Source organism: Sphaerisporangium flaviroseum (genome assembly GCF_039537005.1).
In the GTDB taxonomy this organism is placed as follows: domain Bacteria; phylum Actinomycetota; class Actinomycetes; order Streptosporangiales; family Streptosporangiaceae; genus Sphaerisporangium; species Sphaerisporangium flaviroseum.
The window spans coordinates 21,093-40,663 of record NZ_BAAAZR010000012.1; the positions used below are offsets into that span (position 1 = coordinate 21,093).

General features: G+C 70.7%; 22 protein-coding genes. 14 read left to right on the forward strand and 8 right to left on the reverse strand.

The window, feature by feature from the left end; genetic code table 11:
* The first annotated feature begins 224 nt into the window (after window positions 1–224).
* Window positions 225–1,181, forward strand: a complete 957-nt coding sequence (locus ABD810_RS22435) for a TIGR03885 family FMN-dependent LLM class oxidoreductase (RefSeq protein WP_344943655.1) — start codon at window positions 225–227, stop codon at window positions 1,179–1,181.
* A 235-nt stretch (window positions 1,182–1,416) separates the two neighbouring features.
* Here the strand turns inward: ABD810_RS22435 and ABD810_RS22440 are convergent, their stop codons facing one another.
* Together ABD810_RS22440 and ABD810_RS22445 are read right to left on the reverse strand one after the other, a co-directional pair.
* Window positions 1,417–1,605, reverse strand: a complete 189-nt coding sequence (locus tag ABD810_RS22440; protein ID WP_344943657.1) for a hypothetical protein — start codon at window positions 1,603–1,605, stop codon at window positions 1,417–1,419.
* 214 nt (window positions 1,606–1,819) lie between these two features.
* Window positions 1,820–2,413, reverse strand: a complete 594-nt coding sequence (locus ABD810_RS22445) for a hypothetical protein (RefSeq protein ID WP_344943660.1) — start codon at window positions 2,411–2,413, stop codon at window positions 1,820–1,822.
* Window positions 2,414–2,994: 581 nt separating this feature from the next.
* On the opposite strand from ABD810_RS22445, the gene ABD810_RS22450 reads away from it, so the two are divergent.
* The 4 genes from ABD810_RS22450 (at window position 2,995) to ABD810_RS22465 (ending at window position 5,709) form a co-directional block, all read left to right on the forward strand.
* On the forward strand, window positions 2,995–4,152 hold the full coding sequence (locus ABD810_RS22450) for a WD40 repeat domain-containing protein (RefSeq protein WP_344943663.1): 1,158 nt from the start codon (window positions 2,995–2,997) through the stop codon (window positions 4,150–4,152).
* A gap of 7 nt (window positions 4,153–4,159) precedes the next feature.
* Entirely contained in the window at window positions 4,160–4,450 is a 291-nt protein-coding gene (locus ABD810_RS22455; RefSeq protein WP_344943666.1) for a hypothetical protein, read from the forward strand.
* Between the two features lie 72 nt (window positions 4,451–4,522).
* Window positions 4,523–5,311 carry an arsenate reductase/protein-tyrosine-phosphatase family protein gene (locus tag ABD810_RS22460; protein WP_344943669.1) on the forward strand — a complete coding sequence of 263 codons (789 nt, stop codon included), beginning with the start codon at window positions 4,523–4,525 and terminating at the stop codon, window positions 5,309–5,311.
* Window positions 5,308–5,709, forward strand: coding sequence for a VOC family protein (locus tag ABD810_RS22465; RefSeq protein ID WP_344943672.1), 402 nt, complete (start codon window positions 5,308–5,310; stop codon window positions 5,707–5,709). Before ABD810_RS22460 ends, ABD810_RS22465 begins: the two co-directional genes overlap by 4 nt.
* Window positions 5,710–5,805: 96 nt before the next feature.
* Here the strand turns inward: ABD810_RS22465 and ABD810_RS22470 are convergent, their stop codons facing one another.
* From ABD810_RS22470 to ABD810_RS22485, 4 genes are all read right to left on the reverse strand, one after another.
* Window positions 5,806–6,558: a maleylpyruvate isomerase family mycothiol-dependent enzyme gene (locus tag ABD810_RS22470; protein WP_344943675.1), complete on the reverse strand. Its 753-nt coding sequence runs from the start codon at window positions 6,556–6,558 to the stop codon at window positions 5,806–5,808.
* 129 nt (window positions 6,559–6,687) lie between these two features.
* Window positions 6,688–7,587, reverse strand: a complete 900-nt coding sequence (locus ABD810_RS22475) for a helix-turn-helix domain-containing protein (RefSeq protein WP_344943678.1) — start codon at window positions 7,585–7,587, stop codon at window positions 6,688–6,690.
* A gap of 99 nt (window positions 7,588–7,686) precedes the next feature.
* Window positions 7,687–8,337 (reverse strand): response regulator, encoded by a 651-nt coding sequence (locus ABD810_RS22480; RefSeq protein ID WP_344943681.1) that lies wholly within the window; start codon window positions 8,335–8,337, stop codon window positions 7,687–7,689.
* Entirely contained in the window at window positions 8,334–9,665 is a 1,332-nt protein-coding gene (locus ABD810_RS22485; RefSeq protein WP_344943684.1) for a sensor histidine kinase, read from the reverse strand. Before ABD810_RS22485 ends, ABD810_RS22480 begins: the two co-directional genes overlap by 4 nt.
* A 110-nt stretch (window positions 9,666–9,775) precedes the next feature.
* On the opposite strand from ABD810_RS22485, the gene ABD810_RS22490 reads away from it, so the two are divergent.
* The 5 genes from ABD810_RS22490 (at window position 9,776) to ABD810_RS22510 (ending at window position 14,085) form a co-directional block, all read left to right on the forward strand.
* Window positions 9,776–10,342, forward strand: a complete 567-nt coding sequence (locus ABD810_RS22490) for a hypothetical protein (protein ID WP_344943687.1) — start codon at window positions 9,776–9,778, stop codon at window positions 10,340–10,342.
* A gap of 276 nt (window positions 10,343–10,618) precedes the next feature.
* Complete coding sequence (locus ABD810_RS22495) at window positions 10,619–11,173, forward strand: sigma-70 family RNA polymerase sigma factor (RefSeq protein ID WP_344943690.1); 555 nt, start codon at window positions 10,619–10,621, stop codon at window positions 11,171–11,173.
* Window positions 11,157–12,245 carry a hypothetical protein gene (locus ABD810_RS22500; RefSeq protein ID WP_344943693.1) on the forward strand — a complete coding sequence of 363 codons (1,089 nt, stop codon included), beginning with the start codon at window positions 11,157–11,159 and terminating at the stop codon, window positions 12,243–12,245. Before ABD810_RS22495 ends, ABD810_RS22500 begins: the two co-directional genes overlap by 17 nt.
* The gene (locus tag ABD810_RS22505) at window positions 12,242–13,243 is read left to right on the forward strand and encodes an ABC transporter ATP-binding protein (protein ID WP_344943697.1); all 1,002 of its coding nucleotides are present in this window, start codon (window positions 12,242–12,244) and stop codon (window positions 13,241–13,243) included. Before ABD810_RS22500 ends, ABD810_RS22505 begins: the two co-directional genes overlap by 4 nt.
* Complete coding sequence (locus ABD810_RS22510; RefSeq protein ID WP_344943699.1) at window positions 13,240–14,085, forward strand: ABC transporter permease; 846 nt, start codon at window positions 13,240–13,242, stop codon at window positions 14,083–14,085. Before ABD810_RS22505 ends, ABD810_RS22510 begins: the two co-directional genes overlap by 4 nt.
* Before the next feature lie 195 nt (window positions 14,086–14,280).
* Here ABD810_RS22510 and ABD810_RS22515 read toward each other — a convergent pair whose 3' ends face one another.
* Complete coding sequence (locus ABD810_RS22515) at window positions 14,281–14,826, reverse strand: YciI family protein (protein WP_344943702.1); 546 nt, start codon at window positions 14,824–14,826, stop codon at window positions 14,281–14,283.
* A 1,083-nt stretch (window positions 14,827–15,909) separates the two neighbouring features.
* On the opposite strand from ABD810_RS22515, the gene ABD810_RS22520 reads away from it, so the two are divergent.
* Both ABD810_RS22520 and ABD810_RS22525 read left to right on the forward strand, forming a co-directional pair.
* Window positions 15,910–16,473: a dihydrofolate reductase family protein gene (locus ABD810_RS22520; protein WP_344943705.1), complete on the forward strand. Its 564-nt coding sequence runs from the start codon at window positions 15,910–15,912 to the stop codon at window positions 16,471–16,473.
* Window positions 16,474–17,033: 560 nt separating this feature from the next.
* Window positions 17,034–17,402: a YciI family protein gene (locus ABD810_RS22525; RefSeq protein WP_344943708.1), complete on the forward strand. Its 369-nt coding sequence runs from the start codon at window positions 17,034–17,036 to the stop codon at window positions 17,400–17,402.
* Between the two features lie 258 nt (window positions 17,403–17,660).
* Here the strand turns inward: ABD810_RS22525 and ABD810_RS22530 are convergent, their stop codons facing one another.
* Window positions 17,661–18,188, reverse strand: a complete 528-nt coding sequence (locus ABD810_RS22530; RefSeq protein ID WP_344943711.1) for a CGNR zinc finger domain-containing protein — start codon at window positions 18,186–18,188, stop codon at window positions 17,661–17,663.
* 53 nt (window positions 18,189–18,241) lie between these two features.
* Here ABD810_RS22530 and ABD810_RS22535 point away from each other — a divergent pair, with 53 nt between their 5' ends.
* Together ABD810_RS22535 and ABD810_RS22540 are read left to right on the forward strand one after the other, a co-directional pair.
* A complete protein-coding gene (locus ABD810_RS22535; RefSeq protein ID WP_344943714.1) occupies window positions 18,242–18,385 on the forward strand; it encodes a hypothetical protein in 144 nt (47 codons plus the stop codon).
* Window positions 18,382–19,545: an MFS transporter gene (locus tag ABD810_RS22540; protein WP_344943717.1), complete on the forward strand. Its 1,164-nt coding sequence runs from the start codon at window positions 18,382–18,384 to the stop codon at window positions 19,543–19,545. The genes ABD810_RS22535 and ABD810_RS22540 overlap by 4 nt, the downstream gene beginning before the upstream one ends.
* Window positions 19,546–19,571 lie beyond the last annotated feature (26 nt).

Genomic DNA, 19,571 nt, shown 5'->3' on the forward strand with positions numbered 1-19,571 from the left:
CGTCGAGACTGCGGTGAGAAGGGGGGGTGAGACCGGTGAACACCGGCCTCACCCCTTCTGCGATTCCGCACTTCACACCGCGGCGATGCAGGACTTGGTCGTTCTAGTTGCGCGGCCGGGAAGCCGACCCGCCCACCGCACGCGACCGTGGACCCGCGATCGCGGCCCCCGCCTGAGCGGCCGATCAGGGTTGGCCGCGGCTCTGCTGGGTAGCTGCGTCGCGCATGACCGAGTATGGAATCCACGCCTCCCACGAGCAGATCCCGCCCGCCGACCTTCTCACCGCGATGGTCGCCGCCGAACGCGCCGGCTTCGACACCGCCATGTGTTCCGACCACTTCTCCCCATGGAGCGAGCGACAGGGCGAGTCCGCCTTCGCCTGGTCCTGGCTCGGCGCCGCCCTGCAGGCCACCGACCTCACCTTCGGCGTCGTGAACGCGCCCGGGCAGCGCTACCACCCGGCGATCATCGCCCAGGCGATCGGGACCCTCGGCGCGATGTTCCCTGGCCGGTTCTGGGCCGCACTGGGCAGCGGCGAATACAGCAACGAGCACATCACCGGCGGGCCGTGGCCGCGCAAGGAGGTCCGAGACGCCCGCCTGCGTGAATGCGTGGACGTCATCCGCGACCTGCTCAACGGCGAGGAGGTCACCCGTGACGGCCTGGTGACCGTGGACCGCGCCCGGCTGTGGACCCGCCCGGAGACGCCGCCGCCGCTGATCGGCGCGGCGGTGAGCACCAGCACAGCGGCCCGGTGCGCGGAATGGGCGGACGGTCTGGTCACGGTCAACGCCCCCGAGGACCAGCTGCGCGAGATGATCGCGGCGTACCGCGACGCGGGGGGACGCGGACCGGTCTGCCTGCAGGTTCACCTGAGCTGGGCGCCGACGGAGGAGGAGGCGGAGGCGATCGCCCACGACCAGTGGCGCAGCAACGTCTTCCGCCCGCCGATCTGCTGGGACCTGGAGCTGGTGGAGCACTTCGACGTGGTCTCCGAGCATGTGACCGTGGAGCAGGTGCGCGGTGTGGTCAACGTCTCCGCAGACCTCGACCGGCACATCGACTGGCTGCGCGGTTACGCGGCTCTGGGCTTCGACCGCATCTACCTGCACCATGTGGGCCAGGACCTGTTGCCGTTCATCGACACCTTCGGCGCCAAGGTCCTGCCCGTGCTGCGCTAGGGGCCGGGGTGGCAGGAGGTCGGCGACCGACGGCTACGTGAGCGATCCTGACGGCGACGTCGGCCGGGGCCCCGACGAGGAGTCGCACGAACCGTTCAGTCCCGCCGGGGCCGCGTGGGGGTCGACGCGATCGCCGACCCCGAGCGCCTCCTCCGGCTCCATCTGGGCGTCCCCGATGCCTGACGGAGGTTTCACCGCTTTCGGCCTGGGCTGCGGGCTCCGAGGCCTACGGACCTCACACCGGGCGCTTGCCGCCCGAGTCGCCGTCGGCCAGCACCATGACCACCTGCGGCGTACGGACCACGGTCGCGTCCGTCGACGACGGCGGCCCGTCCGCATGTGCCGGAACGGTCCCCAGGGACAGCACGGCGGCCAGACCGGCGACCAGGGCGGCGCCACAGCGGGTCAAGGTGCGGGTGTTCATACGGCTCTCCCAGTCGGCCGATGATTCATGACGGTACGACTCAACAGCATGAGCGCCGCAGCCTTGACTGTCCACCCAGAACGGTCGGATGACCGCCGCCGCGCCGCACCGCGGGTGGATGTCGCAGGCCACGGCCTGGGAGCCGGGCGTGGTTCGGCCACACCCGGCGCCCAAGATCGCCTGTCGGAGCCGCGCGGCGTGACAGGTACGTGTGTCAGGAGATCTTGTTGTAGCGGAACGACGTGCGGCCGTTGCCGTCCGAATAGATCTCGGCGCGAGTCGAGCCGGACGCGCCGGGGGCATTGATCCGTCGTGCCTGCAACTGGATCGTCGTCGGCCCGGCCACGGTGACGAGCTCGCTGATCGGGGTGGTCACGTTCTGGCCGATGGGCCCGGCACCGGTCGGGGTGAGGTCGTAGACCTGGTTGAGGATCCGCTCGCTGCGGGGCACGGCGGTGCCCGAGGTGACGTTCCAGAGGCGGGCGACCATGTACGGGTTGCTCGGGGGTGTCGCCGCGAGCACTGACCGGACGTTCACATCGAGTGCGTAGGTGCCGGCCACAGGCAGGGTGACCTGCAATCCGGTCTTGACCCAGGTACCGGACAAGGTGGGCTGCAGGTTCACGATCGCCGGCAGATAGGCGATGCCGGAGGGCAGGGGGAGGTGATGGCCGCTGGAGACCGGCGCCGGAGTCGAGGCCGACGCCGGGAGCATCCCGGTGCCGCTGATCGCCAGGAAGGCAACACCTGCGGCGATGAGGCACGCTCGTTTGCTGGAGGTGGAGACCTTGCGGCAAAGGTTGGACATGCTGAACTCCCATGGCTGTGTCGACGTGGCCGCACCGACGGCACGGCCTGATTCGTGGTCGCGAACGCGACCTCCGCGCCGTGAACCGGTCAATCAGCCGATTTGCCGAGCAGCCGCCATAAGCGCTGCCTCCAGGGCAAATTGAACAGCGATTCAGCACTCCCTTATTCGACGGAAGATCGCGGTGCGACCGTGATCATTCTGCCCATGTGCCGGACCGGGAACGGGGTCACTCTAAGTACGTGTTGAACCGAGGAAACGTAAACGATCATGACGGAGACGATCCGGCCTATTCCTCGCACCGGTTCACGAATGGCGGATAAAACTCGGTTGTGGGCGGAGGTCGCCGTGGCCCCGATAGACCGGCGCCATTGACCATGACCCGGCCCCGGCCGCTGTGATCTATCGGTGTTCGGCGTGCCGACCGTGGTCGCAGACCCTGGGCGTCGAACCAGGCGTGCCGTGCCTTTACCAGGGAGGGGCTGGACGTGGTGTAGGTGATCTGGGCTCCGGCGGGCGTCGGGTAGTGGCCGATGAGCACGTAGACGGCCGACGCGACGGCGACCACCGCCAGGCCGGCGATGAACAGCCAGGCGCGTCGATGCTCAAGCGTCATCTACAACGAACCAGATCCGCTGATCCGCCATCTAAGGAATCATGACAGGAGACACGCTGCGCCCCGGGGACCCGTCGAGGCTGGGCCGCTACCGCACGAGTGGGGGACCGGCGACCGCGACGCACTCGGCCACCGCCGCGAGCTGGGCGAGGCCGCCCGGCGGTGGGCGCGGAACGGCCGCCGCCCGGAGGACCTCCTGCGCGGCACCGCCCTGCGCCAGACACTGGAATGGACCGCCTCCACCCACCTGACCCTCAACACCACCGAGCGGGAGTTCGTCGAGGCGAGCCGGACCGGATCGGCACGTCAGAGCAGGCGGCGGCGCCTGGTCACCACCAGCGTGGTGGTCCTGCTCATCGCCTCGCTCACCGCCGGCGTGCTCGCCTGGCAGCAGTCGGCCAGAAGCGATGAGACCGGTAGGCACCTGGCCGATGAGCGGGCGAAGGCCACGGCCCGGCGGCTGGCGCTGCAGGCGGACGCGCTGCGCGGCACCGACCCGGTGATGGCCACGCTGCTCGGCGTGGCGGCCTACCGCATCGCGCGGGTCCCGGAGGCGGGATCCGCGGTGCTGAGCTCGCTCGCCCAGCAGGAGCGGTCGGTCTTCATGGCCCCCACCCCGGCCAACGAGGGCCGGGCGCTAAGCCCCGATGGGCGCACGCTGGTCAGCGCCGGCGCCGACCGGGTGACCGCCTACGACGTGGCGACGGGACGACCGGTCAGGACCTTCACCGGGATCGGCGAGGCGCCCGTCACCGCCGCGGTGGGTCCTGACGGTGACACGCTGGCGCTCGCGCGGGGCAGCAGGATGGAGCTGTGGAGCCTGCGGACCGGCAAGCGGCTGGGCGGGGGCAAGTGGTTGCCGGAGTCGTCGAGCGACGACGGCCGACCGGAAAGCATTGAGTTCAGCCCCGGCGGGGGCTACATCGTCGTCCGGGACAATATGCGGAGCGGTGGATGGCGCTCGCGCCGAAGGGCGCGCTGGGCGCCTCGCCGTACGGGAGCAGGGCGGTGGCCCTGTGGGACACCCGCACCTGGCGCACCACGGGACAGGTGCTCAGGGTGCCGGGTGACGTGGTGGGAGCCAGGTTCTCCCCCGACGGGCGGGTCCTGGCGGTCGCCATGACACCAGGGTGACGCTGTTCGACACGGTCGCGGGCCGCCGGCTCGGCGCCGCCTGGACCGTGACCACCGGCACGTTCGATCCCTATGCGATGGACGACCCCATGCCGGCGCTCGCTTTCACGGCCGACGGTTCGCTCCTGCGCGTGATCGGGCATGACGGCACGTTCCAGGACCTGCCGGCCGACCCTGCGCGGGCCGTCCCCGCTGCGTGCGAGCGGGCGGGCCGCCGCCTCACTCAGGAAGAGTGGCGCGAACACGTGGGAGCGGACCTGGACTACCAGGAGGTCTGCCCCGCTTAGGGCGGGCTCGGCCGTGGAGCCGTATCCGGATCGGAAAGATACATCAACGCATTTTGATGTATTGTGCTGGCCATGGTGCCGTCCGGGGAAGCCGTCCTGCCGCCGTTCGTCCGGCTGGTCGCTCACGCGGTGCGGTGGCGGTTGCTGAGCGAACTGGCGCGCAGCGATCTGCGCGTGCGGGAACTGGTGGCCCTGGTCGACCAGCCGCAGAACCTGGTCTCCTACCATCTGCGCCTGCTGCGCTCCGGCGGGCTGGTCGTGGCCCGGCGGAGCAGTTTCGACGGCCGCGACAGCTACTACCACCTCGACCTGGAGCGCTGTGCGCACGCGCTGGCCGCCGCCGGTGCCGCCCTGCATCCCGCGCTACGCCTGGTCCCCGCCCAGCCGGCGAACGCGGCCGGGGAGTCGGCGGCACCCTCCGTGCTGTTCGTGTGCACCGGCAACAGCGCCCGCTCACCCATCGCGGAGGCCCTGCTGCGCCACCGCACCGGCGGCCGTGCCGAGGTGACCAGCGCCGGCAGCCACCCCAAACCGCTCCTGCACCCCGACGCCGTGCGCGTGCTGCGACAGCGGTACGGAATCGACATCGCCGACCGGCGTCCGCGGCAGCTGGACACGATGACCGGCCGCCGCTTCGACTACGTGATCAGCCTGTGCGACAAGGTCCGCGAGGTCTGCCCGGAGTTCGACGACCGCCCGCAACGCCTGCACTGGAGCATCCCCGACCCGGCCGCCACCGGCGACGGCACCGCCCAGGCCGGCTACCCCGCGTTCGACCGTACCGCCGCAGAGATCGACACCCGCATCCGGTACCTGCTGCCCGTCCTTGCCCAGACCCCACACCGCGAGGTCCAGCCATGACATCACCCGACCAGTTCGCCGGCGTCCGCTACATCGTCGACGATGTCCAAGCGGCCATCGACTTCTACACCGGCCACCTTGGATTCACCCTGCACATGAGCGCCGCACCCGCCTTCGCCGACGTCATCCGCGGCCCGCTGCGGCTGTTGCTGTCCGGACCGGCCAGTTCCGGCGCCCGCGCCACGCCCGATGATGCCGGCGCCGCCGGCCGCAACCGCATCCATCTCATCGTCGACGATCTCGACGCCGAGATCGGCCGGCTACGTACGGCGGGACTCGCTTTCCGGGGCGACGTGGTCGCCGGTCCCGGCGGGCGTCAAGTCCTGCTCAGCGACCCCGCCGGCAACCTCATCGAACTCTTCCAGCCCGCCCACCGCCCGGCCGAGGCCGGCGCCTGACGCCCTCTCGCCTGCGGCTCAGGACGCGGCCAGTTCTTCGTCGGCTCCCTTCGGCACCGGTACGGCCGACGCTGCGGCGTGCCGCCTCTGCCGGTGTCAGGCCGCGTAGTTCCGCAGGACGCGTAGTGCCGCCGCCGCGTACGGCCCTTGGGCTGTGAGCGATGCCCGCTCTGCGGGGAGCCGCCGCGCGCCGACCCGGCAGAATTCCGCGGCCGGCCCGCTGATCACCGACGGCGTGTCCGCGTCCCCGAACCGCCAGAGTTCCCCGCCGGGCCCGGTGAGCTCACAGCGCACCGGCCCGCCCTGCTCACCGGCCACCGAGAACGCGTACGGCAGGGTCCGGTGGGCCAGCCAGGCGATGTGCCGCAGCCGGGCGGTGTCGGGGTAGTCGAGGCCGAGCGGCTCGGTGATGTCGAGCGCGTGGGCCCAATGCTCGGCGATCCGCGTCGTGGCGAGTGTGCGTGGGGAGAAGGCGGTGACGACCCACTGCAGGCGGTCGCCGGGCGAGCAGGCGCGCAACGCCTCGAGCGCCGATCGGCCGGCACTTCTCCACCGCTCGAACACCTCGGCACCCGGTGCGCCACGCTCCCCGGCGACCAGCCCCTCCACCAGCTCGTCCACCGGAACCGCCGCACGGGCGGCGCGGCCCGGCAGGTCCCCGGCGACGGACGCGATGACGGCCTCCTCGGTCTGGGCCAGATGCAGAACGACGTCGGCGATCGTCCACCCGTCCGCCGCGGACGGCCGCGCCCACATGTCCGGTTCCAGCCCGGCGAGCACGGCATCGAGCTGTTCGTACTCGGCGGCGAGGTCGTCGAAGACGGCCGTCGCCCGATCGTCCTTGGTCATACCACCACCGTACAGAACATTATTCCGTATTCGCCACCAGGAGATCCGGCTCACCATCGGCGGTGGGCGCGCCCTCGGGGTCGGGCGGCAGGCCGGTGATGTGGCTGGTCAACGCCTGGGTTCCGGCTGTCAGGAGTGGGCGCGAAGCGCCTCGGCCGTCCAGCGATGCGCTCGGAGCCCGGCGGCCAGGTGCTCCAGGCGAGGAACGCCTTCGGGGTAGGGCGGCCACCCGTTGATGGTGGCGAGCAGCTCCCAGTAGCGCTCGGCCCGGGGATCGGTGACGGTCTCCAGTTCCCGCAGCAGCGCGGCCCGGTCCACCGTGTCGTCGAGGACACGGTCCAGGACCTCGGCGGCCTGGGCGGACCGGGGCTCGACCCCCGTGTCCACCTGCTTGATGATCCGCCGGGTGAAGGGGGTCCTCCGTTGCTGTGTGGTGTAGTCGGCCAGCGCCCGTACGCCCCGGCGGAAGCCGGGCTCCAGGATCAGCTCCGCCAGCTCCACCCACGCGTCGACCTGTTCGGGAGTGGGGTCGTCCGGCAGGGTCGGCGCCGCGTCGCGAAGGTGGGCCAGCATGCCGGTGGCGGCCTGCGCGTCGCCCAGGACCTCGGTCAGGAAATCGTCGATGATCTTCTTGCGCTCCTGCGCGGACAGCCGTGCCAGCCTGTTCATCAGGGTCATCTCCTCGGTGCTCGTTCCACGTTTCGCGAAGGTGCTCAGGACGGCGCGGCGTAGTCTCAGCGTGCGGATCCGCGCGTCGAGTGCCTCCATGTGCGCCGCGGCGAGATCGGAGATGGTGACCTCCTTGGCCAGCACCCGCCGAATCTCCTCCAGCCCCAGCCCGAGGTCGCGCAACGTCGCCACCAGCTCCAGGCGGGCCACCGCCTCGGCGTCGTAGAGCCGGTAACCGCCGCCGCTGCGCTCCACGGGAGGCACCGCTCCGATGTCGGACCAGAACCGGATGGTCCGCACCGGCAACCCCGTGCGCGCGGCCACCCGCCCGATGGTCAACCGCACGTGCTCGTCGTCCATGCCCGCCAGTGTGGACCTTGCAGCCGGTGGAGACTCAACCCCTGTCGGCGGCGGCAAGGTGCTCCACACCCTGGCGTTCGATGTCCTCGACGGGCGGACTCACGCCATGCCGCTCTGGTACGCGTAGATGACGGCGTGGATGCGGTCGCGTAGCCCCAGCTTGGCCAGGATCCGGCTGACGTGGGTCTTGACGGTCCCCTCGGTGATCACCAGCCGACCGGCGATCTCCTGGTTGGACAGCCCTTCGGCGATGAGCTTGAGCACGGCGCGCTCGCGGGCGGTGAGCGCGTTGAGCGGTGTGGCGTCGGCGGTCCGCGAACCGGTGGCGACGAAGTGCTGGACCAGCCGGCGGGTGACGGTCGGCGCGGCGACGTTGTGCCCGCCCGCGACGGCGCGCACGGCCCGCAGCAGCTCGCCGTCGAGCGAGTCCTTGAGCAGGAACCCGGCCGCGCCCGCGCGCAGCCCCGCGTAGACGTACTCGTCGAGGTCGAACGTGGTCAGGATGATCACGTGTGGCGGCTCGTCCGGCGGGTGTGCGGCGCGGAGCCGGCGGGTGGCCTCGATGCCGTCGATGCCCGGCATGCGTACGTCCATGAGCACCACGTCCGGTCGGCTCTCGGCGGCCACCGTCAGGGCCTGCAGCCCGTCGGCGGCCTCGCCCACCACGGTTATGTCGTCGGTCCCGTCGAGGATCATGCGGAAGCCTGCCCGGACGAGGGCCTGGTCGTCGGCGATCACGGCGCGGATCACGCGACCAGCTCCGGGGAGGCGCCGACGGCCACCGGGAGCCGCGCCGAAACCTCGAAGCCACCGCCCGCGGCCGGGCCGGCCCAAAGGTCACCGCCGAGGGCATGCACCCGTTCGGTGATCCCGCGCAGCCCGTTGCCGTGCGACGGCGGCGGGACCGGTTCGCCGCTGTCCGCGACCCGGATGCCCAGGCCGGCCGGGCCGAAGTCGAGCGCGACCGTGCAGCCGGCGCCCGGGGTCGCGTACTTGAGCATGTTGGTGAGCGCCTCCTGCACGATGCGGTACGCCGCCAGCTCGATGACGGCCGGCAGCGTCGCCGGCTCACCGGTGACCCGGAAGTCGACCGGCGTGCCGCTGTCGCGTACCCGGTCGACCAGCTCGGGCAGCGTGGCGAGGCTGGGTTGGGGCGCCAGTTCGGCGCCGGGCTCGGTGCGCGCCAGGCCGAGCAGCCGGCGCATCTCGGCGAGCGAGGCACGACCGGTGGTGACGATGTTGGTCAGCGCGGCCTCGGTACGCTCCGGTTGCCGGGCCAGCATGGCTCTGCCGCCCTGTGCCTGGACGACCATCACGGACAGGCCGTGCGCCACGACGTCGTGCAGCTCACGGGTGATCCGGCTGCGCTCGGTGGCGACCGCGAGCGCGGTGCGCTGCTGTTGTTCGCGTTCGAGGTCGTCGGCGCGGGCCTGCAGGGTGGCCAGGTGGGCGCGCCGGGTGCGTGCGCTGTCCGCGACGGCCCAGGTGGCGGCGAGCAGCAGGGCGGGCACGGCCGCCCCCTTCGTGGCGTTCAGCAGAACGGGCAGTGCCTGCCCGTGCACGATGGCGTCCACCGCGTTGCTCAGCCGGTCGTAGTCGGTGCCCGGAGGCCTCGCGTTGCTCGGGCCGCCGACCACCATGCCGATCTCCTTCGCCAGGCACCAGGCGAACAGGAGCGCCTCGGCGGAGACCAGGACGGCGATGACCTTCCGGCGGGCATGGGCCGAGCCGGCCAGGGCGTACATGGTGATCAGCACCGCGACGTCCATCGGCGGGGACTTCATGACCGGGTCGAGCAGGTGGGCGCCCACCGAGCCGGCGGCCATGAGCGTGGCGGTGAGCGGCCAGCGGTGCCGCAGGACGAGCGCGACGGCCGCCGGCACACCGGCCAGACACCACCAGATCACGTGGGTACGCCAGGCGTCGACCGATCCGAACACGAGGAGGATCTTGTTGTCCGGCCTGCCGAACATGAGCAGGGAGTCGCTCCACAGCAGGGTGGCGGCGGCGAGCACGAGGATCAGCATCGCGTCGAGCCAGAGCCGGCGCACCGTCACGCGAAGCGTCGTAGGCGGCATCGCCCCAGCGTATGTGTGCTTCAGCGGCGCGACATCTGTCTCACGACAGACCCCGGAGATCTGCCTGTGGGGAGACGCAGTGGCCGGCCCCGGACGCCAGCGTGTGAGCCATGACCTACCGACCTTTCGTCGTATTCGCCGCCATGGCCTACCGGCCTCTCGTCATATTCGCCGCGATGACCGTGCTGGCCGGTGGCCTGGCCGCCTGCTCGTCCGGCGGCGAGGGTTCCCCCGGCCAGTCCCCCGGGCCGAGCGCCGACGCCTCGCAGGCGCTGGAGATCGGCCGCCGTTTCGCCAGGTGCGCGCGTGAGCACGGGTACCCGAACTTCCCCGATCCCGTGATCGACGGCCAGAAGCTGAAGTACGGGGACGGGGGGCCGCAGGTCCAGGAGCAGAGCCGCGCGGTCGGCGAGGTACCCGAGTGCAAGGCGATCCAGGACCGGCTCCGGGCGCTCGGTGACGCCGGATCGGCCCTCACCGCGGCCGACGTGGACAGGCTGAAGCGGTTCGCCAAGTGCATGCGTGAGCACGGGATCACCGGCTGGCCCGACCCGAAGGCGGACGGCAGCTTTCCGATCATCGGTACGCCGCTCCAGTCGGACGTCAAGTCCGATCGTTCCCGCGCCGCCCAGAATGCGTGTAAGCAGTATTGGGACCGCGGGTTCCGCCTCTCATGAGCATCCCGTGGTGGGCGCCCTCCGGCGCACTGGTCACCGCGGCGTGCGTGGCCGGCTGGACGGTCACCCGGGCACCTCGGCCGCACCCCGCCGACGCCATCCGGACATCGTGATCGCCGGTGCTCATGCCGCCGAGGTGGATCGCCGTCGGGTCGCGTCGAGCCGGTGTCACATGTGGGGCGCCGGCGGTGCTCTACAGATGTGAACGTTGTGGGGCATGGTGGGAGCGCACCGGCCGCCGCGCCGCCGGCCGCCCTGTCCGGGGAAGGACACGGCGTGGTGACCGGGCGAGCCGAGCGGAAGGACGGCGTGGTGTCGGATCCTCCGGGACGAAAGGCTGTCCGGTCCGACCTCGAACAGGTCTTCCGCACGACCTATCCGCGGGTGATCGCGGTCGCCGCCCGGGTGCTCGGTTCCCGGGACGAGGCCGAGGACGTGGCTCAGGAAGTGTTCCTGACGTTCGGGCGCTCCTCGGTGCCGGTCGGCGAGGCATCGGGATGGTTGTCCGTCGCCGCGGCGCACACCGCGCTGAACCACCTGCGCTCCAACCGTCGCCGCGCCTCGCGTGAAGAGGCCGCCAATGGTGGCGATGCCGTCTGCCCGGATGTCGCCGACGCGGTCGTGACCCGCGACGAGCGCCGCCGCGTGCGGGCGGCACTGGGCCTGCTCCCCCGCAAGCAGGCCGTCGCCCTGGTCCTGCGGCACAGCGGCCTCAGCTACGCCGAGATCGCCGCCGCCCTCGATCTGTCCCCCGGCAGCGTGGGCACCACCGTGCGACGCGCCGAGTCCGCCCTGCGTAAGGAGTTGAACCGTCATGCGTCATCCGACTGACGGCACGCTGCGCCGGCTCCTGGACGAGCCGGACGGCGTCGCCGACGCCGACCGCCAGCACATCGCCGGCTGCCCGGTGTGCCTGTCCGGGATGGCAGCCGCCCAGCGGGACGCGGCGGTCACCGGCGCGGCGCTGAGCGTCGATTTCGCCGTGGACGTTGACGCGGGGTGGCACCGCCTGGCGAACGCGGTCGCCGTCGAGGGACGGCGGCCGGCGGCCACGGCCGCCCCCGCCGGCCGATGGCTTACCAAGCTGCGCAACCCGGTGGTCGCCATCTTGGGGGTCGTCGTGATCCTGAGCGGGGCCGGTGTCGCGGCCGCGGCGGACTGGCTGCAGATCTTCCGCACCGAGCAGGTCGCCCCGGTCACCGTCCCCCTGGCCGACCTGGTGAAAATACCCGAGCTGTCCGCCTTCGGCGAGCTCAAGGTGACCGCGAAGCTCGACGTACGCCAGGTCGCCGACGCCGCCGCCGTGCACAAGGCCACGGGTCTTTCCGTCCCCCAGGTGAGCAGGCTGCCCCGCGGCGTGACGGGCGAACCCACCTACCGGGTCGGCGGCCGAGTGGGCGCGGCGTTCACCTTCTCGGTCGCGGAGACGGCGCGGACCGTCACGGCGGCCGGCGGGACTCCGCCGCCACCGCCCCCCGGCCTGGACGGCAGCGAGTTCCGGTTGGCCGCCGGCCCGGGGCTCGCCGCGGTCTGGTCGCAGGGCCGCCCCGCGCCGGCCCTGATCGTGGCCCGCGCGGTCGCACCTGTCGTGTACTCCTCGGGCGTCCCGTTCGAGACGGCCCGCGATTACCTGCTGTCCCTGCCCAATCTGCCGAAGAACGTCGCGGCGCAGCTGCGCGCCTTCTCCGGCACCGGGACGACGCTGCCCCTGTTCGTGTCGACCGAGAGGCTGACGACCACCGCCGCCGAGGTCGGCGGGGTGCCGGCCACGGTGCTCACCTCGCGGGACGGCGCGTTGGCGGGCGTGGTGTGGGTGGACGACGGTGTCGTCACCGCGGTGGCCGGTTCGCTGAGCGCCGAAGAGGTGCTGTCGGTGGCCCGCGGGCTGCGGTGGGGCCGGTGACCCCCCGCCCCCTCGCCCGGCAGGCCGGCCCCACCTCGGGCGCCGGGTCCGCGGAGCAGTTGCTGGCCGAGCTGCCCCCCGCACCGGCGGTGTGGTGCTCGGGCCTGCGCAAGCGGTACCGGCGGCAGACCGCGGTCGACGACGTGTCGTTCACCGTCGGCCGCGGCGAGGTGCTCGGCCTGCTCGGACCGAACGGAGCGGGCAAGACCACCGTCATCAAGATCCTGCTCGGTCTGGTCCGGCCTGACGCGGGAGATGTGCTGCTGCTCGGGCGACCGGCGCGGGACCCGCAGGCCAGGGCCCGCGTCGGTTACCTGCCGGAGCTCTTCCGGTACCAGCCGTGGCTCACCGCGATCGAGGTGCTGGCCCTGCACGTCCGGCTCGCCGGGGTCGAGGTACCGGTCCGGGAACGGCGCGAGTGCCTGGCCGCGGTCGGCCTCGCCGACCGCGCCGGCGACCGGGTGGGCGGGTTCTCCAAGGGCATGCAGCAGCGCCTCGGGCTGGCCGTCGCGCTGGTGGCCCGCCCAGAACTCGTCGTCCTGGACGAGCCGACGAGCGCCCTTGACCCGATCGGCCGGGCCGACGTGCGGGACCTGCTGCTGTCCCTCAAGGCCCGCCAGGTCGCCGTCCTGCTCAACTCCCACCTCATCGGCGAGGTGGAGCGGGTGTGCGACCGCGTCGTGATCCTCGACAAGGGCCAGGTCGCCGCGTCCGGCACCCTTGCCGAGCTGCTCGGACGGCGTGAGCTGCGGCTGCGGCTCGACGGGGTGAGCGCGGAGGCGGAGGCACGGCTGGCCGCCGCCGGCCGGCTCACCCGCGGCGAGAACTCGTTCACCATCGCGCTGCCCGCCGACCAGGACACCACCGCCGTGCCGGACCTGGTGGCCGATCTGGTCGGCCTCGGGGTGCGCGTGCACGCCGTCGAGCCCGTGCGGATCAGCCTGGAGGAACGGCTGCTCGACATCCTGCGCGCCGATCCCGGAGAGGACCGCCGATGACCGCCCGTATCGTGCTCACCGTCGCCGGCCTCACCCTTCAGGAGTCCGCCCGCCGGCGCGTGCTGCACTCGCTCGCCGTGATGACGGTCGTGCTGCTCGCGCTCAGCGCCTGGGGATTCTCCCGCCTCGACGCGAATCTCAGCACGCTCACCAGCGGAGAGGCCCGGCTGGCGGCCTCCCAGGTGCAGAACCTGGTGATGTTCGGTCTGAGCCTGATCGCCGCCCTCGGCACGGCGTTCCTCGCCGGCCCTACCGTGGCGGGCGAGATCGAGTCGGGGACGGCGCTGGCGATGCTGGCGCGGCCGATCCGCCGCTCGGCGGTGCTGCTGGGCAAGTGGCTGGGGCTGGTCACCTTCGGCAGCGGCTTCCTGGCCGTGACCGGATTCGCCCAGCTTCTCATCGTCTGGGCCACCGTGGGCTACTGGCCACCGCAACCGGTGTCGGGTCTGGCGCTGCTCGCGGGGCAGACGGTCGTGCTGCTGACCCTGGGCCTGCTGCTGTCCACCGTCATCTCACCGATGGCGTCGGGCATCGTGGCGGTCGGCCTCTTCGGCGCCACCTGGATCGCGGGCGTGGTCGGCGGGGTCGGCCACGCTCTCGACAACGAAGGCATGACCATGGTCGGCACCGTCTCCCGGATGCTGCTACCGACCGACGGCCTGTGGCGCGGGGCCATGCACGGATTCCAGGACCCGACCGTGCTGGCCCAGTTCCCCGCATTCGACGACTTCCCGTTCCTGAGCCAGGCCCCGCTCACCACCGCATACCTTGCCTGGACCGCCCTGTGGGTGCTCCTCCTCCTCGGGCTAGCGGCGGTGATCTTCCGGCGCCGCGACCTGTGAGCCGCCGGCCGATCGTCCGGTCGGGCCCGACGGATTGACCGCCACGCTTGGGCACCGACGAGGGCACGTCCCCCCTCACGCGCTACGACCGGGTCATCATCGAGGTCGTCTGACACCACGCAAGACCACCCGGCGAACCCTCACGCCCGCCGGGTGGTGTTGCGCGTCACCGCTTGCGCACGACGACACCCCAGGTCACGACGGCCGCCCGCCGAACTGCCAGTTGTGCACCTCAATGTCGGCGTACCGGTCCTGGGTCAGGACGGCGCGTGCCGTATCCGGGTCCGGCGCCCGGACCAGTGCGGCCGTACCCAGCCAGGTGGTCCCGTCGTCGGACAGCAGCGGCCCGTACGCGATCAGCTCCTCCTGGCCGGGCGGCGCGGCGAGGTCGGCGGCCTGGCCCGTGCCGAGGCCGAGCACCAGGTACCGGTTGCCGCCGGTCCGGCCGCCGGCGAAGTCCCACATGGTGCGCCCCAGCGTGTTGCGCCACCGGCGCAGCAGCACGTCCCGGTACACGCCGGCCTGGTAGTTCGGCTCGTCGAAGGCGAACGCGCGGGCGGCGGAAGGATCGGGCAGGTCGACGATGTGCACGCTGCCGGTGGGTGTGCCGCCGTCGAGGGTCGGACCCCGGGCGATCACCGTCTTCGCGAACCGGTCCATATAGGACCAGTGCTGTTCCAGCAGATCGTCGCGCAGCGTCACGGAGCCGGGCCGGTCGCGGTGGTAGCAGAAGAACTCCATGCCCATAGTCCTAGCCCACCGGCAGATCACCTCGCACCGGCCGTCCCCGGCACCCCGCCGGCGAATACCAACGGATGATGCATTGACCTTGGGTTACACGGAGTCCTGAGACAGCCGTCGCGGTGTGGTGATGTCCGCCAGCAGGGCCGTCGTCACCTGGTGAAGTCGTTCCGCGTGTACCACCTGGGTGTGACACGAGCTACTCGCCGTAAGGGACGGTCGTTCGACACCATAAAGACGAAGTCATCAGCGAAGACGGCGAGCCTCCGGTCGCCCTGTCCTTGATGGACCGTCATGGCCACGAACTGCGGTGTGGGCCTGGCCAAGGGCCGACAATGCGCGGGGGGGGTGCTCGACTTATACATGCGGGGGTTGATCGGTCTGGTGTCAGGCCCTCCCGGCACCCATTTGATCGGGGTACCCGGGTGCTTCCCACCCGGCGTTGGCACCACCCGAAACCTGGACGAGGTTGACGGGTTCCGCGAACCTGGATGAGGTTGATGGGCTTCGCACGGGCCAAAGTGCCAGAGGCCGGGACAAGGCTGACGCGGTGGCAACGGTTCGTCCGTACGAGGTGGGTGAGGGTTCGTCCGTTGTGGGGGGTGGTGGGTTCGTCCGCACAGGGTGGGTGAGGGTCCGGCTGTGCGAGGGACGGTGGCGGTCTTTGTTCGTGCGGGGGGTGATCGACTTATACGTGCGGCGGTTGATCGGTCTGGTGTCAGGCCCTCCCGGCACCCATTTGATCGGGGTACCCGGGTGCTTCCCACCCGGCGTTGGGACCACGCAACCGAGGACGAGGTTGACGGGTTGTTGTCCCGTATGGCCACCCCCTCGTCCACCAGCAGAGCGAGTTCCACGCAGTCACCGCCGTTACCCCCGTTACCTCCGGAGTACGAGGACTCATCCATCTCGCGTTGCTCAGGCCATCCATTTCGACTCCCATTCGCTGATCCGATCTACTGAGGTTTCTCAAAGAATCGATCTCGCGAGGTGACTCGGCCCCAGGGGATCCCGTGAGCCGCGATGAAATCCTGCGGCGTCCGGCGGTCGTACTGTGGAACCCGTTACGGAGGAGGACTTCTGATGCGCACCGTGACCTTTTCGATGAGCGTCTCACTTGACGGCTACATCGTCGGGCCGGACGGCAACTTCGACTGGACGGCGCCCGACGAGGAGGTCTTTCGCTTCGTCACCGACCAGATACAAGAGGTCGGCGTCCACCTGCTGGGACGACGGCTGTACGAGACGATGCTGTACTGGGAGACCGCCGACCAGGATCCATCGCTCGACGACTCAATGCTCGAGTGGGCCGCACTCTGGAAGCCGCTCCCAAAGGTGGTGTTCTCCACCACGCTGTCGGCGGTGCAGGGCAATGCCCGCCTGGTCTCCGGCGGCCTGGCGCAGGAGATCGAGCGGTTGCGAGCCGAGCCAGAGGAGGGCGACATCGCGATCGGCGGCGCGACTCTCGCCGCCGAGGCGGCCGCGTTGGGTCTGATCGACGAGTACCGGGCCAGGGTCTACCCTGTGCTGGTCGGCGGTGGCATTCCGTTCTTTCCCCAACGCGAGCGCCGAGTGGATCTCGAACTCGTCGAGACCCGCACCTTCAGCTCGAGAGTCGTCTACCTCCGCCACCGTGTGGCGCGCTAGTCGGCTCGCCCGCCGAGCCCTAGGAAGAACGGGCCGGCCGGTGACGCTTTCTCAGCGAAATGATCTGCGCGAAGCCAGGTACGCGTACGCGGCCTCGTCTGGATGCGGAGGGCAATCTCACCTCCGACGCCTCCCAGCACGGGAAACGCTACTACCGCTGCTTCACGGCGATGAAGATGTTGAACCGAGCCTTCGCGGCCGGTGCGATCGGTCTCACTGCCAGCGTGAACTTCAACGTCTTGCGCTCTTACCGGCCTGGAACGATCTTCCGGCTGTTCCCCTAAGCGCAGCAGGGACTGGTGGCGTACCGCCGGCAGAAGGTCGCCGAGGCGGCTCAGGTACTGGCAGAGCAGGCCGAGCAGTGCGCGCACCGGGGAGAGCTACTCGTAGCCGGTGGCGGCGGTGATGATCTCCGCGAAAAGGGCGATATGACGCCCGCAGACGCCGAGCTGCGGAGGTCCGAGAAAATTCTGTTGGCATAGCGTCGGATCCGGGGCGAGTCGTTCGTAGAACAGGCGAGAGGCGGCCGGACGTGGCCGCCAGGACAAGGGAGTTATGGGATGACGCAGTACTTGATCTCGTTCAATGACGGTGCGATGGACCACATCCCCGACGAGGACTGGGCCGACGTGGGCAAGGCCTCGCACGCGGTGGTCCGGGAAGCCATGAACGCCGGCGTGTGGGTGTTCGGCGCCGGACTGGAAAGGCAGAGGGCGAGCGTCGTGGCCACGGACGGGATGGTCACCGACGGCCCTTACCCGGAGACCAAGGAGGTCATTGGCGGGTTCTCGGTCGTCGACGTGGCCTCACGAGAAGAGGCACTGGAGTGGGCTGCCAAGATTGCCGTCGCTTGCCGCTGTGCGCAAGAGGTACGGGAGCTCATGCCCGATCCCGAACAAGAGGCATGGCTTCGCCAGGCCGGCAGGTGATGGTGACATCCCGACGACGTCTGGCCGAGGTGGACCTGCCACATTAGAGCAAGACTTGCGTGGCCGCGGTTGACGACGCGGGTCTGCGCATCGACCTGAACCAGGACGCAAGGGCGGTGACCCCGGGGATCGGGCGTGGGGCGAAGCCCGGTCCCCGGGCCTGGCCGGATCCCCGTAACCACTGTTCTCCCAGTGGAGCGACACCTACGCCCATCGCGGCGAGTGTGCCCGCTAGCAGCCGCCGCGGAGAGTGGCCAGTCAGGTGGAGGGCGTGGACTGACGGGCGCGATGGCGGCGTACCGCATCGCGGTTGGCGCACGGCTGGGAGCAGTAGCGCTGCCGTGCGGTGCGTGAGGTGTCCGCGAAGATGGTCCCGCAACCGGCGGCGGCACACCGTCCGAGCCGGTCCATGCCCCGGCTGACGAGGTGCATCGCCGTGCCCACGGAGATCAGCGCGAACAGCACCGCGCCGAGCGACTGCAGGTCGTCGCGATAGTGCAGGTGCCAACCATGAGCGTGGTCGGTCAGCCGGGGGTAGGCGGCCGACCGGGCCAGCATCTCGTTGACCAACTCGGCCTTCGCGCGCTCGCCCGTGGCGTCGACGACGTTCGTCCAGGCGTCGATGACGGCGAGGGTCTGGTCGAGATCCGACGGTTCGACGGGGCGTTCCAGTACCAGACCGGCAGTGCGGCAGCGGTCGGCGAGTTCATCGGCGCTCGCCGGTGGGCGGTTCGCCAATTCCGCGGCGAAGTTCACCACATCCGCGCCGTAAGGGTTGAGTTGCACAAGCTCATTACATCAGCCTGTCCGTCATGACGCGAACAGCAACAGAGCATGACATGCCGGAACTCGTCCGCCTCCGGGCACTGCTCTTCAACGATCTCGGCGGAGACTTCGTCACCCCCGTGAACGCCGGTGACGACTGGCGCGACGCGCTCGCAGGGGTTTTCAAGCAGAAACTGACCGAACCCAGGAAGCCGTGAAGACATCGCAATACCGCTGGGTCATTCTGGGTGTCGCGACTTTCACCCAGGCCGCGGCCGCGTTCTTCGTGCAGGGCATCGGCGCGATGAGTGTCCACCTGCGACGAGACCTGGAGCTGAACACGACCCAACTGGGCCTGCTGCTGTCGGCGGCTCAGCTACTTCCTCTGGCCGGGCTACTCGTGGCGGGACGACTGCTGGACCGCCACGACGAACGCTGGATCGTCGGGATCGGGGCTCTTGTGGTCGCCGTCGCGCTGGCCGCCGGCAGCGCGGCCCCGGGGTACGTCTCCTTGCTCGTCGTCCTGCTGATCGTCGGTGCGGGCTACAGCACCATCCAGCCGGGCGGCAGTAAATCGGTGGCGTCCTGGTTCGACGCCTCGCAGCGTGGCTTGGCCATGGGCATCCGCCAGGCGGGGCTCCCGCTCGGGGGCGTCCTCGCCGCCTCCGCACTTCCCTCACTGGCAACGGCCTTCGGCTGGCGGTCGACGCTCGTGGCGGGCGCGCTCGTCGCACTGTCAGGCGCCGTCGCCTTCATGGCCTTCTACCGCCGCCCACCGGACCAACGCCCAATGCCCACCACGTCCCGCGTACGGCTGGAACTGCTCCGCGAACCGTACATGAAGAAGATCATCTTGTCCGGTACGAGCATGGTGTCGGTGCACAGCGGCGTGGGCGTCCTCACCGTGCTGTACCTGCACGAGGTGACGTCCATGGACTCCGCCTCGGCGGCCTTGGTCTACGTCGCGGTCCAGTGCGCGGGCGCGCTGGGCCGCATCTGCCTAGCGGCCTGGAGCGACCGCCACAGGTCCGGCCGCTACGCCGGCGTCCTGACATGCCTGGCCGCCGTGATCATCGGGATGACGCTGTTGACGACCCCCATCGGCCGATCCCCCGTCGCGGCCTGCCTGCTCTTCATCTGGCTCGGCTTCTTCGGAATCGGCTGGTACGGCCCCTGGGTCGCCTACGTCGCCGAATCGGCGCCGCCGGACCACACCGGATTCGCCCTCGGCCTGGCCATGGCCGTCAACCAGGTGGCGGTCATCCTGGCGCCACCCGTGCTCGGCCTGCTCACCGACCTGACCGGCGGTTTCGCGCCCGCCTGGGCCCTGCTCGCCGCGCTGACCGCTGTCACCCTGACGACGACAGCCCGGCTGTGACCCGTTCGGACGGCGACCGCTAGGCG

What these genes read in the sequence shown, in the direction of transcription:
- ABD810_RS22435 (WP_344943655.1), top strand. Translation starts at nt 225, where the DNA reads ATGACCGAGTATGGAATCCACGCCTCCCACGAGCAGATCCCGCCCGCC.
- ABD810_RS22440 (WP_344943657.1), bottom strand. Translation starts at nt 1,605, where the DNA reads ATGAACACCCGCACCTTGACCCGCTGTGGCGCCGCCCTGGTCGCCGGT.
- ABD810_RS22445 (WP_344943660.1), bottom strand. Translation starts at nt 2,413, where the DNA reads ATGTCCAACCTTTGCCGCAAGGTCTCCACCTCCAGCAAACGAGCGTGC.
- ABD810_RS22450 (WP_344943663.1), top strand. Translation starts at nt 2,995, where the DNA reads ATGAACAGCCAGGCGCGTCGATGCTCAAGCGTCATCTACAACGAACCA.
- ABD810_RS22460 (WP_344943669.1), top strand. Translation starts at nt 4,523, where the DNA reads ATGGTGCCGTCCGGGGAAGCCGTCCTGCCGCCGTTCGTCCGGCTGGTC.
- ABD810_RS22465 (WP_344943672.1), top strand. Translation starts at nt 5,308, where the DNA reads ATGACATCACCCGACCAGTTCGCCGGCGTCCGCTACATCGTCGACGAT.
- ABD810_RS22470 (WP_344943675.1), bottom strand. Translation starts at nt 6,558, where the DNA reads ATGACCAAGGACGATCGGGCGACGGCCGTCTTCGACGACCTCGCCGCC.
- ABD810_RS22475 (WP_344943678.1), bottom strand. Translation starts at nt 7,587, where the DNA reads ATGGACGACGAGCACGTGCGGTTGACCATCGGGCGGGTGGCCGCGCGC.
- ABD810_RS22485 (WP_344943684.1), bottom strand. Translation starts at nt 9,665, where the DNA reads ATGCCGCCTACGACGCTTCGCGTGACGGTGCGCCGGCTCTGGCTCGAC.
- ABD810_RS22490 (WP_344943687.1), top strand. Translation starts at nt 9,776, where the DNA reads ATGACCTACCGACCTTTCGTCGTATTCGCCGCCATGGCCTACCGGCCT.
- ABD810_RS22500 (WP_344943693.1), top strand. Translation starts at nt 11,157, where the DNA reads ATGCGTCATCCGACTGACGGCACGCTGCGCCGGCTCCTGGACGAGCCG.
- ABD810_RS22510 (WP_344943699.1), top strand. Translation starts at nt 13,240, where the DNA reads ATGACCGCCCGTATCGTGCTCACCGTCGCCGGCCTCACCCTTCAGGAG.
- ABD810_RS22515 (WP_344943702.1), bottom strand. Translation starts at nt 14,826, where the DNA reads ATGGAGTTCTTCTGCTACCACCGCGACCGGCCCGGCTCCGTGACGCTG.
- ABD810_RS22520 (WP_344943705.1), top strand. Translation starts at nt 15,910, where the DNA reads ATGCGCACCGTGACCTTTTCGATGAGCGTCTCACTTGACGGCTACATC.
- ABD810_RS22525 (WP_344943708.1), top strand. Translation starts at nt 17,034, where the DNA reads ATGACGCAGTACTTGATCTCGTTCAATGACGGTGCGATGGACCACATC.
- ABD810_RS22535 (WP_344943714.1), top strand. Translation starts at nt 18,242, where the DNA reads ATGCCGGAACTCGTCCGCCTCCGGGCACTGCTCTTCAACGATCTCGGC.